This window comes from Paenibacillus brevis (genome assembly GCF_018919145.1).
Lineage (GTDB): Bacteria > Bacillota > Bacilli > Paenibacillales > Paenibacillaceae > Fontibacillus > Fontibacillus brevis.
Genome location: NZ_JAHLQJ010000030.1, coordinates 23,358 through 38,582 on the forward strand (window position 1 = coordinate 23,358; position 15,225 = coordinate 38,582).

Here is a 15,225-nt window from a genome sequence, read left to right on the forward strand (position 1 = left end):
GACAGTTCATTACTGCAGCAAATTGGGCAGATCATCTCCTGAGCCTTCATAATTACTCTTGTAAGGATATCCCGGATCATACGGCATAAATTGAATGCTTACCTCGCTAATATGCGTAAATCTGCTCATGAGTAATGTCTTGGCCCGTACTGCAATATCGTTGGCTTCCATAACAGTAATCCGTGGATTCACGGTGATAGTTGCCGAAATCAAAATATAATGTCCATTTTCCCTTGCCTGCAGATGATCTACAGTGATAATTCCTTGAACACGCTGAATAGTCTCTACAAACGGCTGAGCATCCTCTTCCTGGAGAAGCGGGAACGACAACCGGCTGAAGGAACGATTAAACAGCGTCCAAATCTTCCAGCCAACAAGACCTGTTACGATGAAGGCAGCAGCAGGATCCAGGTAGAGCAACACCGGCATACTGAACACATATCCTGTCATTGCTCCGATAATACCGATTAATGAAATGACGGACGACCACAAGGACAGCCGGTGATTCTCGATCAGCAGAAGAGCTTCCTCGCGGCTTTTCTTGAAGGCTTCCTGATGTCGGTAACGAAAATAAGCTTCCTTGGCGATAAGCGCAAAAAGAATAACAGCACCCGCCCAATAAGCCGGGGCCTCTGTCTCTCCATCCGAGATATCTATAGCGGAAGTGATCACCGTCAAGAGGCTTCCTAGCATGACCACCGTAATCAATCCGATTCTGACGGCCATTCTTCCTCCTGCCAGCCTGAAGAATCTCCGGTCCTCCGGAATGACTTCAGCCGCTTCGGATGCCGAATACAGCGCATCCGCCACTAAAGCCCGGCTATCGAACAATAGTCCGATGATTCCCTTGAGAAGCGACATCGAAAGATGATGCAGCACTGCCCATGAAGCGGTGGGATTAGCTGCTGCGGCTTGGTTGCGTGACATACTCCATCCCCCTGAAAACCTGTTATAGAGTCATAGAGCCGCGTCACCTTGTCCGACGCGGCTCTATATAAACCCAGCTTAAGGCTACCTGTCTGGCTTGTCCTAAGACGCCGCACGGGCAGGTTTATTTTTTTGTCTGCTCTTAAGCAGGAACCAAATCGGACTTGCAATGAAGATCGTCGAGTAAGCCCCGAAGATCAGACCAATGACCATGGCCAAGGAGAACATACGAATCGATTCTCCACCCAGCAGGAACAGGAACAATGCGGCAATGAACACCGTTACGGCCGTATAGATCGACCGCATAATTGTCTGAGCCACGCTCTTGTTGACGAGATCGATCAAATCCTGGCGGGTCTTCAGCTTGGCGAACCGCAGGTTTTCCCGGATCCGGTCAAAGATAACAATCGTATCATTTATAGAGTAACCGATGATGGTCAATACAGCGATAATAAATGTCAGATCGACTTCGAATCTAAAGATCGAGAATACGGCCACAACAAGGAATGCGTCATGCAGCAGGGCCACGATAGCAGCAACAGCAAAGCGCCATTCAAAACGGATGCTTACATAGATGATAATCCCGATACAGGAAATGAGGACGGAATAAATCGCATTGCGCGCCAATTCCTTAGCCATTTCCGGATCAACTGTATTGACTTCGAAGGAAGCCCCTGCATCCAGCTTCGTGATTTCCTCTTTCAACTGCATTTCCTGATTCTCATCCAATACCTTTTCAAAGCGGAGGGTCATACGATTATCCCCCGGATTGATTGTGGTGCCTTGATCAACCGAGATGCCCTCAAGAATCGGATGAATCTGCTCTTCGGTCAAATCTTGAGTCAAGGTAATATCAACGCTGGAACCAGCGCGGAAATCGACACTGTAGTTAAGTCCGAATATCGCCAGCGAGATGACACCGACAATAGTAAGGATAATCGAAATCGTGTAGCAATATTTACTGATGTGAACGTAATCCATCTCTTTCTTAAAGCGCATTGATGTCACTCTCCTTTACGCCGAAATACTTCGGCTTCAACAGCTTGCCCGCCTTCAGCAGCAGGTTCAGCAAGAAGCGTGAGAGATAGATATTCGTCAGGATACTAAGTACGATCTCGACGATGAGCACCAATGCAAAGCCCTTCACAGCGCCTGTACCGAACCAATACATAACTACTGCTACGATGATCGTTGTAATGTTGGAATCAAGGACTGTACGGAGAGAATGCTTATCTCCCGCCTTGACGGCAGACATGATGCTCTTGCCGAGCTTCATTTCTTCATGTATCCGTTCATTTGTTATGATATTGGCGTCTACAGCCATGCCTACACCGAGAATTAATGCTGCGATCCCGGGAAGCGTAAGCGTGAAGTCCGCCCACACAAAGACCAGGATCAAGAGCCAGGTGTGCAGGATCAACGTAAACGAAGCAATCAGGCCTGGTACCCGGTACATCCCTATCATAAAGATCAGAATGAATACCGACGCAATCAGACCGGCTTCAATCGTTGAATCAAGGGACTGTTTACCCAGTGTCGCTCCTACGCTCTGTGAGTATTTCTCCGTTAACTGAAGGGGCAACGCTCCCAGATTGATCTGGTCACGAAGCTCTTTCGCTTCATTCAGATCCCCGCCGACACTAATGGATGCCGTCCCATCGGTCAGAACCGCCTGCACGACCGGTGCGGAAATCAGGGTCTCATTCATATAGATTGCAAGTGGCTGGCCCAGCAAGCGCTGGGTTACCTCTGCAAATTTTTCTTTACTGTTCACTTTGATGCTAACCAGAGGCTCATTCATATTATTGAACTCAAGCTTTGCCCCATTTTCAGCAAAATCCGTACCGATCATCTCAATCTTGTTATACTGATCATTCGCTGTCTCTGTTCCGTCTTTACTGCGGAAGGTCAGAGACGCAGGCTCCTTCATTTGCTTGCGGACTTCAGCCTCATCGGTTACACCGGCCAGCTTCAAGCGAATCCGGTTGGTTCCTTCGGTTGTAACTTCAGGCTCGCTGGTACCGAGCTTATTTGCCCGCTCCTCCAAGCTCTGAGCTGTCTTGAGCAATGATTCCTTCGAAACTTTGGCCCCACCTTCGATTGGCGTTGCTTCATACAAAATTTCAAATCCGCCTTTTAAGTCAAGGCCGAGATGCAAATTGTTCAGCAGGCCCGGGGTTGTCCATGCCATAATTGCGGTTGAGACAACCACGACGGTTATGAATGCGATAATTCTTTTCATCCCGTACTTCGATCCCCTTTCAAAATTCTCAATATTCCTATTATAGCGATGCATGAATTGAGCGTCAATTTATCAAATGTTGTCGTTTTTAGAATTCACGAACACTTTATGTCGTCACAAAAAAGACCCCTTTCAATCGAAACGGGATCCACGATATGCGGAAATCGTCATATAGTTCATAAATTGGGTTACTTTCAAGGAAAGAATGTCATTCACCATTTGGTGCAAGGGCGGGTAGCCTTCCTTCTCGTACTTCTGGCTGACGCACTCCCAGATATCAAGCCCGCTCACATGCTCGTATCCGATCAGCCGGAATTCTTCCGCTTTACTTTGGCATAAACTTTCGATCGCCTCGTTCAACTGCTCTTCGCCAAAATCGTCTCCAGCCATTCTGGTGCCTCCTTCCTTCTCCCGTCTTATACCATTCTACCTTAAATTAAATATTCCTGCATGTGATGTTGCATCTTGCAAAAAGACGAGTCATGAAGGTGGACAGGATCTGCATATGTTAAGTATCGGATCGTCTTCTGAAGAATATGACTCTTTCAGAGAGAGGGAAGTACATTGAACAAGCAAACTTTTATCCAGGGTACGATGATTCTACTGGCGGCAGGCATTATCAACCGGATACTGGGCTTCATTCCCCGAATAATGCTTCCCCGGGTTATCGGCTCGGAGGGCGTTGGTCTATACCAGCTCGGCTATCCATTCTTCCTAGTGATCGTAACGCTTATTTCCGGCGGCATCCCGCTTGCGGTGGCCAAACTGGTAGCGGAGGCAGAAACCTCCGGTCATCCTGAACGTTCCAAAAGTATTTTACGGACGAGCTTGATATTTGCTGCGAGCGCCGGTATCTTATTCACCTTGTTATCCATTGTGCTTGCTCCCTGGGTAACCCGCAATTTACTTACCGATTCCAGAGTCTACGAAACCTTTATCGCAATGAGTCCCATGATCGCAATTGTATCTATCTCCTCCGTATATCGCGGTTATTTCCAGGGCAAGCAGGATATGATTCCTTCCGCCTTATCTTCGATTCTGGAGACGGTGGCTCGCATTATCGGTGTTCTCTGGTTCTCTTATCTTCTCTTGCCAAAAGGAATTGAATACGCCGCGGCCGGCGCCATGCTGGGGGTTGTAGCCGGGGAGGTCGTCGGACTAGCCGTTTTGCTATGGCAATACCGCCGGCTGCGACGCAGTGAACGAAAGTCAAAGCCCGCTACTTCTGAAGCGCTTGAACAGCCCGCCTTACCCTCTGGTCCAGAACCGTTTCTTCGAGGGTTAAAAAGACTTATGCAAATCGCCGTCCCGGTCACCGGCGGGAGATTAGTTGGCTCGCTTTCCTATTTGCTTGAATCCATTGTCACGGCCAGAAGCCTGCTCATCGCAGGAATTGCAACCGGAGTGGCCACTTCCCAATACGGGGCCCTTCAAGGGATGATCATTCCTTTGCTGATGCTTCCGGGCGCACTCACTTCGTCGCTCGCAGTATCCCTTGTCCCCTCCCTTGCTGAGGCTCAGGCGCGCGGCGATTCCAGAACGATTCAGCTGCGACTGCATCAATCGATTAGGCTCGCTTTGGTTACAGGTGCTCCCTTTGCCGCAGTCATGTATGTACTTGCCGAACCTCTATGCCTGTTCATCTATGATAATGCGGAAATCGCCGGCATGCTAAGAACAATGGCTCCCTTTGCTTTATTTCTGTATGCACAGGCTCCGCTTCAAGCAACACTACAGGCACTCGATCAAGCTGGCAAAGCTCTGATGAACACATTAGTAGGAGCCATCGTTAAAATAGTACTCATTTTCTATCTCGCTTCCAATCCGTCCTTTGGCATCTACGGGGCAGTTATTGCCATCATTATCAATATCGTCATTGTAACCCTGCTGCATAGCTTCAGCGTCAAGAGACTGTTGAAATACAGCCTGCCCTTTGCCGATCTGTTTAAAGTATGTGCGGCAATGGTGATTATGGCTGGAGCTGCCACCTTACTATACAATGAGCTCAGCTTTGGCAGCCCCGCCATGCTTCTGATTACTTCTTCTGTCCTTTCCGGTCTTGTGTACATTATCTTGTGCGCAGTAATGGGCATGTTCGACCTACATGATTTACGAAGAATCCCCATTCTTCGCAGGCTGTTCCGTACTTAGGAATTGTCCTTGGCATTAATATACAGCCGTCCGTTATGGTCGATGGAGCAAAAGAACACTTCCTTAAATTCCAGATATCCCTTGGCCTGGATTTGATTCTTCAGCCAAAACCGTGTCTTCCCGACCCGGGCCAGATTGTCATCGTCTACCTTGCCGTCTACGATCAGCGGCAAAGGGAGCGCTTCAAATTTTATCTTGGAGATGAGTGACGAAATATCGCCTTCCCGTTTCTTTCCGGGCTTAACAGTGCTCGAGCCTTGCTTTACCTTCTCTTTAGTAAACACACTCAGCTGTCCGCTTGTCTCCAACACCGCGAATTCTACATCCGAGACACTCGCCACATTCTGGGAACGAAGCTGCATTAGCAGGTCATCTATATTGTATCTCTGCTTTCTCATTTCTTCTTGGTTGATCTCGCCATTCTGAACGATTACGCTTGGCTTCCCGTCAAAAAGCAATCGCAGTCTTCGTGATTTCATAGAGCTGTAAGCAATCCCGATCTGGATCAGCAGCAGCATGAGGATCGGTAAAATGCCGTCGTAAAGAGGCCGTTCGATATCTTCCAGTGCAAAAACGGCGATCTCGGCAATCATGATGGAGATGACAAGATCAAAGATGGATAACTCGCCAATCTCTCTTTTCCCCATAATTCTCATGACGGTAAAGACCAAAACATACATCAATATTGTTCGAAACAGAACGACAGCTATATGCTCCACCATCGCAATCCCTCCTTGACGCATTGGCATCCATACCCAAAAGCCAGAGTGTAATGGATATTCTGACCTTGTCTACACGGTTCCATGCGAAGGAAGAGCACAACAAATTATTCCTAATTCATCAGGTGCTTGTCATAACTGCCAGTGCTTGCCCATAGATTGGTATTAAAAAGTGATTGGAGGCCAAGCCATGCATATCATTCGCCGCCTGTTTTCCTTGCGAATTACTCATCCGACCCTATCCGGGCTGTGGTACGCGTTCTTCTGGATGATGTTCGGTGCCCTGATTCTGTCGTTGCTGCTCCATGCAAGCCTCATGGAAGAAGAGCAACTTTCCTTGTACACTTACATTGTTCACAGCATCGCACTCCTGTTCGGAGGTCTTGTCTCGGGAAAACGTTCCGGAAAGAAAGGGCTCTATCAGGGGGCAATTACCGGCCTTTTCTACAGTATTCTCCTCCTGCTAATCAGCTTTCTGGCTCTCGATCATTCCATCGGACTCACCAACCTTGCTCTTATCCTGCCGGCTACCCTGATTGCCTCTGCCGGAGGCGTATTCGGTGTGAATCTGCGGAAATAATGCTGTATAAAAAAAAGAGAGCTATCCTTCCTGGATCAGGAAAGGGTAGCTCTCTTTACTTAGGCTGATTCTAGCCTTCGGATTCCGTGTTGACACGGTGGCTGATCGCGCTGCGGTCAAATGTCAGCTTGGTAGCATCGTTGACGAGCAGGACTACAGTATCATCGGCCAGTTCCAGAATTTTCCCGTGCAAGCCGCCGATCGTTACGATCTTATCGCCCTTTTGAAGGGCATTGAGCATATTATTTCGGGTCTGCTGCTTCTTCTTCTGAGGACGAATCAACAGAAAGTAGAACACAGCGAACATGATGATAAGCGGTACAAGGAACGAGATCAAAGAACCTGTACCTGTTGGGTTAGCATTTGCTAATGGAAACATCCCTTTTTCCTCCTTTCACTGTATCAGCGTGTCATTAAAATCCCTTGTCATTGCCAAACAGACCATATTGCTCGAAGAACTCATCCCGGAAATCCAGCAGTCTGTCATCCATAATCGCCTGACGAACCTTACCCATCAGCGTGACCAGGAAATGCAGATTGTGATATGTAGTCAATCGAAGTCCGAAGGTTTCATCCGCCTTGATCAAATGACGAAGATAAGCCCGAGAATAATTCCGGCAAGTATAGCAATCACATTCCGGATCGAGCGGCCCGAAATCATTGGCATACTGAGCGTTGCGGACAACCAGTCTGCCTTGACTTGTCATCGTCGTACCGTTGCGGGCAATCCGCGTCGGCAATACACAGTCGAACATATCCACACCGCGGATCGCACCTTCAATCAGGGCATCCGGCGAACCGACACCCATCAGATAACGGGGCTTGTCCGTTGGCAGGAGCGGTACTGTGCTTTCCAACATTTCATACATCAAGTGCTTGGGCTCGCCTACACTCAGTCCACCAATAGCATACCCCGGGAAATCTAGTGAAGTCAAATCCCTGGCGCTCTGCTTGCGAAGATCCTCGTACATGCCGCCCTGAACGATTCCGAACAACGCCTGATCATGCGGTCTGGCGTGACTTTTAAGGCAGCGTTCCGCCCAGCGCGTCGTCCGCTCCATTGATTTTTTCACATAATCGTATTCGGCAGGATAAGGGGCACATTCGTCAAACGCCATCATAATGTCCGGACCGAGCGCATTTTCGATTTCCATCACCACTTCAGGCGACAGGAACAGCTTATCTCCATTCAAATGAGAACGGAAATGCACGCCCTCTTCGGTAATCTTCCGCATCTCGCTCAACGAGAACACTTGAAACCCGCCGCTGTCAGTCAAGATCGCCCGATCCCAATTCATGAATTTGTGAAGTCCGCCGGCTTCGCGTACAAGCTCATGACCAGGACGAAGGAACAAATGGTACGTATTGCTAAGAATGATCCGCGCATCCATTTCCTTTAATTCCTCTGGACTCATCGTTTTGACTGTGGCTTGTGTTCCTACCGGCATAAATACCGGAGTTTCTATGATTCCATGCGGAGTGTGAATCCGGCCCAGTCTGGCTCCGGATTGCTTGCATGTTTTTATGTGTTCGTAAGTAATCGCTGCTGTCACGATCATCATCCATTCTTTATTAAAATGCGAGTTATTAAAATGCGAGTTCAAAAAGTCGTGCTACCTCTTAGAGTAATCTTGGTTAGTAGATCAGCATGGCATCGCCGAAGCTAAAGAACCGGTACTGGTGATCAATTGCTTCTTTATAAGCCGACAAAATATGATCCCGCCCTGCGAGCGCACTCACCAGCATAACAAGGGTAGATTTCGGTAAGTGGAAATTGGTAATCAAGGCATCCACTACTTTAAATTCATAGCCAGGGTAAATAAAAATGCCCGTCCAGCCGCTGCAGTACGACAATGGCCCATCCCCGAACTTCTGTCCGACGGTCTCTAACGTTCGCGCAGAGGTCGTTCCGACGGCAATTATACGTCCGCCTGCAGCTTTGGTTCTGTTAATCAGATCTGCCGTCTCCTGAGGCATAACGTAATATTCCTCATGCATCACATGATCCTCGATACGATCGACCGACATCGGCCGGAAGGTTCCCAATCCGACATGCAAGGTTACAAAACCAACCTGCACTCCCTTGCCCTTAATCTCCTCTAACAAGGCTTCGGTAAAATGCAGCCCTGCTGTGGGCGCGGCAGCCGAGCCCTCATTCTTCGCATATACGGTCTGGTATCTCTCCCGATCATCCAGCTTCTCCTTAATATAAGGCGGAAGCGGCATCTGACCAAGCCGATCCAATATCTCATTGAAAATTCCTTGATAAGAGAAGCGCAGAACCCGTCCGCCCATCTCCCCTTCGGATTCAATGGTCCCCTTCAATTCTTCGCCGAACGTAATGACAGTTCCGGTCCGAAGCTTCTTGCCCGGCTTGACCAGCGCTTCCCAGCGATCTTCACCCAAGCTTTTCAACAGCAGCACTTCAGCCTTTGCACCGGTATCTTCCTTGATCCCGAACAAACGTGCAGGAATGACTCGCGTATCATTCAGTACCAATGTATCGCCGGGGCGAAGATAGTCCACAATGTCCGAGAACACGTGATGTTCTGTGCTTCCGTCCTGTTTATTTAAGGTAAGCAGCCTGGAAGCGCTCCGGTCCGCAAGCGGAGTCTGAGCAATCAATTCTTCAGGCAGCTCAAAATCGTATAAATCCACATTCATTCCAATTCACGCCTTCATCTCTTGTCAATGGTTACATTTTGATAATAGTGTTGCAGAATTTGCCGGTAGTCATACCCTTGGTCCGCCATTCCCTTGGCTCCCCATTGGGACAATCCAAGTCCATGTCCATTTCCTTGACCAAAGAATAAGAATTTCTGAGTCTGATTCAGAACTCGCGCTTCTTGGGATTCATTCATTACAACCAGATTGCCGCCGCTCCAATCTTGAAGTCCGGAGGCTGTTTGAATTTTCACGCCTGCACTTACAGCCGCAGATTGCGCAACTCCGCCAGCACTCTGTACAGTATACCTTCCGGTCGGAACGATATCAAACAAGGTGCTTGGAAGGCCGTTCAAAGCGGAACGGAGCGCGTCTGGATATTTCACATCAATGATCTGTCCGTTCGCCTTCACCTGGATCACGCGGCCTGAGGGGCCTCGCTGCGTAATTTCCAGGCTCAAGATAGGCCCGGATACTTCAGTCGTTGTCTTGCCTTTCAGTGCGGCTAGAAGCTCTTCTGAGCTGTAAGGACCACGGATCCAAGCATAAGAGCTGGATTCGCTAACCTTATCTAAAATGATCGCCTGGTCCCCAGGATTCAGCTTGGCTACAGGATCTACATTTGATTGGATCATCGGAAGCTGTCGTACCATTACCGAGCTTGTCGTTACCGAGAGCTTTTTCAATCCGGCGGCCGTGGCGGTACCTGTCATTGCTGTGTTGTCTTCCCGAACGTATCCGGTTTGTCCATTATTAAGCAAAACATAATACCAATCATAGAGCGCAGACTCTGCCGACTGATCGCCGGAGCTCGTAACAGCCGCATACGTTGGACTTTGATTGCCCCAAATTTCCGTAGGGTCCGCAGTAATACCGCCGCTATTCGAAGAGAAAAGCCCTTCGATAACTTGTCCGTTTGCCATCAGCACTTCACCGGAAGTGCTGTCCACCGCTGAAATCACGCTGGCAACCTCTTTCTCGGCTCCGTTATACACTTGGCTCAATGTGGTATCCACGAGGCCAGCAATCTTGAATTTGTTCAAATTAGCATTATATAGCGCATAGCTTCTCGCGGCTACTGCTTGTGCTTTCAAGGATTCCTGCGGCCAGGAGGAGGGGACCTCGGCAGCGACGACGGAATACAGATATTGATCCATCGGAACTTGATTCACCAATGCAAAGACTCCATTATAACGGCTCACCTCAAAGCTTCCTCTATAACTTCGGCCATTGCGCTCAGCGACCTGAATCAGCGAGTCATCACTATCCTGGATAGTTACGCGAGGGTCTGAGCCTGCAACCTGAATATGCTTGACTGGGCTTGGACTCTCCAAATTCAGCGTTACATCCTGGCGCAGTAAAAGTACCGTAGAAGTCAGCCCAGACTCCACTTGCCATGATACTTGAGGATAAGACTGGGAGAGCGTGGCTTGAACCGAAGAGGCCTCCGCCTCACTAGCCGCTCCGCCTACCCAAACCGCATATTGTCCCGGTGAAGTCATCGCAACGGCAGCATTGCTCCCGACAGACGAGCGGACCGCTTCCGCCTCTCCCTCGGTCGCAAAGGCTCCCCCTGCCGCGTAGAAGCTTCCTTGTACTGCAGGAGACTGCCCCTTTAGATAGGAAGCGACACTCGTTGCAACACGAGCTGCTGCCGTTTGTGCTTCTGAAGCAGTAGCATAGGGTCCCGTATAAACCTCGTACAGCTTACCGGACAAATTATTTTGCACAAAAGCTACCGGTTTGTCCGCGGTTCCTTGCAGTATCTTGACTGCGGCCGAAGCTGTATTCCAGTCCGCACTTTCCAGCGCCTTGACCTTGTAACCATCCACACTGAATCTTACCGATTGTCCGGATTCAAATTGCAGCCAAGTACCAGCCGCCTCCGTTCCGACATGCCATTGCGAACCCGCTTGCAGCGTTACCGCAGGAGTTGTTGATTTATAAGTGCCGCCAAAGTCCAGGTACATGGCCACTCGTACTTCATCCTGCAAAACCGAATCTGCCAGGGCAGGCACTTGAAGCGAACCTGCGAGCAGCAGTCCGGCAATGATTCCTTTTCCCCATACAAGCCAATTTCTTGCAGTCGATTTCTTAGTCACTAGTTGACCTCCTTCTTGTTGGTTTCAGAATGCCGGTTTAATTCTTCTCAGGCATAGGCAGCCCAAGATGCGCATAGGCAGCCGGGGTTACGACACGCCCTCGCTGGGTACGCTGCAAAAATCCAATTTGCAGCAAATAGGGCTCATATACATCCTCTATCGTTTGACTCTCCTCACCTATCGTTGCAGCAATCGTGTCAACCCCGACAGGGCCTCCACGGAAGCTCATTATCATTGCACGCAGCATCTTATGATCGATAAGATCCAGGCCCATCGGGTCAACCTGAAGCCGCTGAAGCGCCTCACGGGTAATCTCCGGGGTTACCATGCCATCTCCTTGAACCTGAGCAAAATCCCGTACCCGTTTCATCAGCCGGTTCGCGATCCGAGGCGTTCCTCTGGAACGAAGCGCAATCTCGTCAGAGGCATCCCCCGTAAGCGGAATTCCTAGAATATCTGCTGTCCGAGAGACAATAAAGCTCAGTTCATCCTGAGCATAGAATTCCAGACGACTCACTACGCCAAAACGATCCCTTAATGGGGCCGACAACAAACCTGCCCGCGTCGTTGCCCCTACCAGAGTAAATGGAGGCAGATCCAGCCGAACCGAGCGCGCACTCGGTCCTTTCCCAATCATAATGTCCAGCGCAAAGTCCTCCATCGCCGGATAGAGGACTTCCTCCACGGTACGGTGGAGCCGATGGATCTCATCAATAAATAGAACATCGCCTTCCTGCAGGTTTGTCAGCAAGGCAGCCAAATCACCCGGCCGCTCGATCGCAGGCCCGGAGGTCGTCCGTAGATTCACACCAAGCTCATTCGCAATAATATTGGCGAGCGTTGTTTTTCCCAGCCCAGGCGGTCCATACAGCAAGACATGATCCAATGCTTCCTTACGCATTTTAGCAGCTTCAATATATATCTTCAGATTCTCTTTGATCTGATTCTGTCCGATATACTCCGCCAAATAACGAGGACGCAGGCTTAGTTCAACCGCCTGGTCCTCCATCATCAAATTAGCAGAAATAATTCGATCTTCCATCATTGTCGATCAGGCACCCCTTTCCTTAAGCTTCTATCATCCTGCGTACAATAATTTAAGGGCCTTTTTCATGACCGAATCCACAGGCTCGTCTATCCCCACCTGATCCTTCAAATTCTTCCAGACCTGATCCAGCTCCGCATCGGTATATCCCAGTGCCCGTAGACCTTCTCTGGCTTCTGGCCATCCTGGAACGGAATCCTGCAGCGCCGAAGCTCCTGCCGGAACAGGATCGAATAGCGAGGCTGTTCCGCCCAAGCCCTCAAGCTTGTCTTTCAAATCCAAGATCATACGTTGAGCCGTTTTCTTTCCGATTCCCGGCAGTTTCGTTAGGAACGTGATGTTCTCTTGATGAATGGCGGCTACTACTGTGTCCGGATTTCCGCCACTGAGGATGCCCAGCGCCACTCGCGGTCCGATCCCCGATACGTCAATCAGCTTCCGGAACAGCTTCTGCTCCTCACGGCTGGAAAAGCCATATAAGAGAATGGCGTCCTCACGAACGTGATGATGAATATAGACCGTGAGGGTCTCTTCGGATTTGCCTGCAAAAACGTATGGATTCGGGCAAAAAACACGATACCCGATACCTTGAACCTCAAGAACGATATATTCTGTCTCCAGATGAGCCAATTGCCCGCGTAAATAGTCTATCATGACCGAAGCACCTCATTCAGCTTGGAATTTAACGTATAAGAGTGAGCGTGACAAATGGCAACTGCCAGCGCATCGGCCACATCGTCCGGTTTCGGAATCGCTTGCAGCTTCAAGAACATTCTTGTCATCTCCTGAACCTGGCGCTTCTCTGCCTTCCCATATCCTACGATAGCTTGTTTCACCTGCATTGGAGTGTACTCCGATATCGGGAGCCCCCGTTGTGCCGCGGCAAGAACCATGACCCCTCTTGCCTGTCCTACCGACATCGCGGTGGTAACATTACGATTGAAGAACAGCTTTTCCAGGGCAACCGCATCAGGCTTATACTTATCAATCAGTTGCACGATTCCCTCATAGACATGCAACAGCCGCTCCTCCTCAGGGGTATGAGCCTCCGTCTGAATGCATCCGTACTGTACCGGAATACACTTGCTTCCTTGTTTATCAATAAAGCCGAAACCGACAATTGCGATTCCGGGATCAATGCCTAATATCCGCAAAGTCCACCCTCTCCTCAATCAGCCACTCGATGTATTATATCATCTAGTCTGTCTTTAATTTCATTTTTTGTCCAGCACACGTTTTCAAGGATATCCCGTTTTATCCGAATCAACAGAATCAATAAACGAACATTCGTTTGTATTATATGCGAACACTCCCTCTCTTTCAAGGAAAAGAAGAAAGCAGCGCTCCTTATTCTTTATTCGGAAAATCCAAAGTGAACTGTTACAGAAAAAGAAGCTGCCCTGATTCGCTTATTTGCGAACTGGAACAGCTTCTTTCTGGACCTAACCTATTTATTGTTTTTGCTGAAGCATTTGCTCTGATTCCGGCAGTGCGTAGTCGCTAAAGGTAGATAATACACTATTGTACTCCTCTACATCCTGAATGCGGATCCCAGCCTGAAGCTGATTTAATACTTCGCTAGGAAGAGCGCTCTCCATCGTCTCCACATCCAATTGAAAAAAAGTACGGATGACTTTTTCCTTCTTAGGAGGTCCGTCGAACAGGCTTAAATTTCCGTTGCGGTCGATTCCAATATAACCCTCTCGCCCGCACAGCTCTGACAGCCCCTCCACATGTTCATCAAACCATACATCTCCTCCCGGAGCCAGACGTCCCTTCCATTCCGCATGAGACTTTGCCAATTCAGTAATCTCCCAAGGTCTCATCAGGCCAAGTACGACATTTTCTTCCCCACAGGTATATATTTTATTGAGGTGAACAATCCGCACTTGTTCCGTATCCCGAAGCTGCTCCAGCCATGCCATTGATGATTCTTCATCGTCCCGCAATTCTTGCAACTGCCCCCAAGTTTCCATGGAGATAGGCTCTTCGGTCATCAGCGTCTTCATTTCTTCCGACAGCAGCATCCCTGACCATGCCATCAGCGTGATCAAGACAAAGGCGCCGAACGTCCATACCGCTCTTCTCCATCTTCTCCACCGTCTTCTGAGCTGTTTTTTCGTATGAAAAATATTCACGTTTATCCCCTTCTATCGGAGTTTTATGTATATTCTGACCGTCGGCTTTCTGAAATATACAGTAAATTCTGAATCTGTTCCGATAGAAGGCAAATAAAAAAAACAGTCATCATAGATGACTGTTCATGGATCGGGACGACACGATTTGAACATGCGACCCCCTGGTCCCAAACCAGGTGCTCTACCAAGCTGAGCTACGTCCCGATAAATGCCGGTGAAGGGACTCGAACCCCCACGGTTTCCCTCACGATTTTGAGTCGCGCGCGTCTGCCAATTCCGCCACACCGGCTTATTCAATTTCCAAAAAAAATGGCGCGCCCTAAGAGATTCGAACTCCTGACCTTTTGATTCGTAGTCAAACGCTCTATCCAGCTGAGCTAAGGGCGCGTATAATGGAGCGGACGACGGGAATCGAACCCGCGACCCTCGCCTTGGCAAGGCGATGCTCTACCGCTGAGCCACGTCCGCATATAAAAGTGACTTATAGTGGTGAGCCATGAAGGATTCGAACCTTCGACACCCTGATTAAAAGTCAGGTGCTCTACCAACTGAGCTAATGGCTCATGTATGCCGATTCTAAGATGTAAATGGCGGAGCCGACGGGATTCGAACCCGCGGTCTCCTGCGTGACAGGCAGGCATGTTAGGCCTCTACACC

At 49.2% G+C, this 15,225-nt stretch carries 15 protein-coding genes and 5 tRNA genes; 2 read left to right on the forward strand and 18 right to left on the reverse strand.

All coding sequences use genetic code 11. From position 1 onward, the window contains the following. Positions 1-9 precede the first annotated feature (9 nt). From KQJ23_RS22220 to KQJ23_RS22235, 4 genes are all read right to left on the reverse strand, one after another. Positions 10-927, reverse strand: a complete 918-nt coding sequence (locus tag KQJ23_RS22220; protein WP_216481098.1) for a cation diffusion facilitator family transporter — start codon at positions 925-927, stop codon at positions 10-12. Positions 928-1,029: 102 nt separating this feature from the next. Then, positions 1,030-1,926: a protein translocase subunit SecF gene (gene secF / locus KQJ23_RS22225; protein ID WP_216481099.1), complete on the reverse strand. Its 897-nt coding sequence runs from the start codon at positions 1,924-1,926 to the stop codon at positions 1,030-1,032. Then, positions 1,916-3,169, reverse strand: coding sequence for a protein translocase subunit SecD (secD, locus tag KQJ23_RS22230; protein WP_216481100.1), 1,254 nt, complete (start codon positions 3,167-3,169; stop codon positions 1,916-1,918). The genes secF and secD overlap by 11 nt, the downstream gene beginning before the upstream one ends. 132 nt (positions 3,170-3,301) lie before the next feature. Continuing rightward, positions 3,302-3,559 (reverse strand): post-transcriptional regulator, encoded by a 258-nt coding sequence (locus KQJ23_RS22235; RefSeq protein ID WP_216481101.1) that lies wholly within the window; start codon positions 3,557-3,559, stop codon positions 3,302-3,304. Between the two features lie 174 nt (positions 3,560-3,733). On the opposite strand from KQJ23_RS22235, the gene spoVB reads away from it, so the two are divergent. Continuing rightward, entirely contained in the window at positions 3,734-5,320 is a 1,587-nt protein-coding gene (gene spoVB, locus KQJ23_RS22240) for a stage V sporulation protein B (protein WP_216481102.1), read from the forward strand. On the opposite strand, the gene KQJ23_RS22245 is transcribed toward spoVB, so the two are convergent. After that, positions 5,317-6,042, reverse strand: a complete 726-nt coding sequence (locus tag KQJ23_RS22245; RefSeq protein WP_216481103.1) for a DUF421 domain-containing protein — start codon at positions 6,040-6,042, stop codon at positions 5,317-5,319. The two genes, spoVB and KQJ23_RS22245, sit on opposite strands and share 4 nt — an antisense overlap. 187 nt (positions 6,043-6,229) lie before the next feature. On the opposite strand from KQJ23_RS22245, the gene KQJ23_RS22250 reads away from it, so the two are divergent. Continuing rightward, positions 6,230-6,619 (forward strand): TIGR04086 family membrane protein, encoded by a 390-nt coding sequence (locus KQJ23_RS22250; RefSeq protein WP_216481104.1) that lies wholly within the window; start codon positions 6,230-6,232, stop codon positions 6,617-6,619. Between the two features lie 70 nt (positions 6,620-6,689). Here the strand turns inward: KQJ23_RS22250 and yajC are convergent, their stop codons facing one another. The 13 genes from yajC to KQJ23_RS22315 all read right to left on the reverse strand — a co-directional run bounded on the left by yajC (position 6,690) and on the right by KQJ23_RS22315 (position 15,131). Then, positions 6,690-6,998 carry a preprotein translocase subunit YajC gene (gene yajC, locus KQJ23_RS22255; protein ID WP_216481105.1) on the reverse strand — a complete coding sequence of 103 codons (309 nt, stop codon included), beginning with the start codon at positions 6,996-6,998 and terminating at the stop codon, positions 6,690-6,692. 34 nt (positions 6,999-7,032) lie between these two features. After that, positions 7,033-8,172, reverse strand: a complete 1,140-nt coding sequence (gene tgt / locus KQJ23_RS22260; protein ID WP_216481112.1) for a tRNA guanosine(34) transglycosylase Tgt — start codon at positions 8,170-8,172, stop codon at positions 7,033-7,035. Positions 8,173-8,254: 82 nt separating this feature from the next. Beyond that, positions 8,255-9,283: a tRNA preQ1(34) S-adenosylmethionine ribosyltransferase-isomerase QueA gene (gene queA, locus KQJ23_RS22265; protein ID WP_216481106.1), complete on the reverse strand. Its 1,029-nt coding sequence runs from the start codon at positions 9,281-9,283 to the stop codon at positions 8,255-8,257. 14 nt (positions 9,284-9,297) lie between these two features. Further along, positions 9,298-11,385 (reverse strand): SpoIID/LytB domain-containing protein, encoded by a 2,088-nt coding sequence (locus KQJ23_RS22270; protein WP_346779445.1) that lies wholly within the window; start codon positions 11,383-11,385, stop codon positions 9,298-9,300. A 37-nt stretch (positions 11,386-11,422) separates the two neighbouring features. Then, entirely contained in the window at positions 11,423-12,427 is a 1,005-nt protein-coding gene (gene ruvB, locus KQJ23_RS22275; protein ID WP_216481107.1) for a Holliday junction branch migration DNA helicase RuvB, read from the reverse strand. A 36-nt stretch (positions 12,428-12,463) separates the two neighbouring features. Further along, complete coding sequence (ruvA, locus tag KQJ23_RS22280; protein ID WP_216481108.1) at positions 12,464-13,084, reverse strand: Holliday junction branch migration protein RuvA; 621 nt, start codon at positions 13,082-13,084, stop codon at positions 12,464-12,466. Beyond that, entirely contained in the window at positions 13,081-13,584 is a 504-nt protein-coding gene (gene ruvC, locus KQJ23_RS22285) for a crossover junction endodeoxyribonuclease RuvC (RefSeq protein ID WP_216481109.1), read from the reverse strand. Before ruvC ends, ruvA begins: the two co-directional genes overlap by 4 nt. A 297-nt stretch (positions 13,585-13,881) precedes the next feature. Further along, on the reverse strand, positions 13,882-14,568 hold the full coding sequence (locus KQJ23_RS24140) for a BofC C-terminal domain-containing protein (RefSeq protein WP_216481110.1): 687 nt from the start codon (positions 14,566-14,568) through the stop codon (positions 13,882-13,884). Between the two features lie 130 nt (positions 14,569-14,698). Beyond that, positions 14,699-14,772, reverse strand: a tRNA-Pro gene (locus KQJ23_RS22295). A 5-nt stretch (positions 14,773-14,777) separates the two neighbouring features. Next, positions 14,778-14,857, reverse strand: a tRNA-Leu gene (locus KQJ23_RS22300). A gap of 21 nt (positions 14,858-14,878) precedes the next feature. After that, positions 14,879-14,955: transfer RNA gene (locus KQJ23_RS22305), tRNA-Arg, on the reverse strand. Positions 14,956-14,961: 6 nt separating this feature from the next. Continuing rightward, positions 14,962-15,036: transfer RNA gene (locus KQJ23_RS22310), tRNA-Gly, on the reverse strand. 19 nt (positions 15,037-15,055) lie between these two features. Next, positions 15,056-15,131, reverse strand: a tRNA-Lys gene (locus tag KQJ23_RS22315). Between the last annotated feature and the right edge of the window lie 94 nt (positions 15,132-15,225).

Coding starts and splice junctions, on each gene's coding strand:
- KQJ23_RS22220 (WP_216481098.1), bottom strand. CDS start 927: ATGTCACGCAACCAAGCCGCAGCAGCTAATCCCACCGCTTCATGGGCA.
- KQJ23_RS22250 (WP_216481104.1), top strand. CDS start 6,230: ATGCATATCATTCGCCGCCTGTTTTCCTTGCGAATTACTCATCCGACC.
- queA (WP_216481106.1), bottom strand. CDS start 9,283: ATGAATGTGGATTTATACGATTTTGAGCTGCCTGAAGAATTGATTGCT.
- secD (WP_216481100.1), bottom strand. CDS start 3,169: ATGAAAAGAATTATCGCATTCATAACCGTCGTGGTTGTCTCAACCGCA.
- ruvA (WP_216481108.1), bottom strand. CDS start 13,084: ATGATAGACTATTTACGCGGGCAATTGGCTCATCTGGAGACAGAATAT.
- KQJ23_RS22235 (WP_216481101.1), bottom strand. CDS start 3,559: ATGGCTGGAGACGATTTTGGCGAAGAGCAGTTGAACGAGGCGATCGAA.
- yajC (WP_216481105.1), bottom strand. CDS start 6,998: ATGTTTCCATTAGCAAATGCTAACCCAACAGGTACAGGTTCTTTGATC.
- ruvB (WP_216481107.1), bottom strand. CDS start 12,427: ATGGAAGATCGAATTATTTCTGCTAATTTGATGATGGAGGACCAGGCG.
- secF (WP_216481099.1), bottom strand. CDS start 1,926: ATGCGCTTTAAGAAAGAGATGGATTACGTTCACATCAGTAAATATTGC.
- KQJ23_RS22245 (WP_216481103.1), bottom strand. CDS start 6,042: ATGGTGGAGCATATAGCTGTCGTTCTGTTTCGAACAATATTGATGTAT.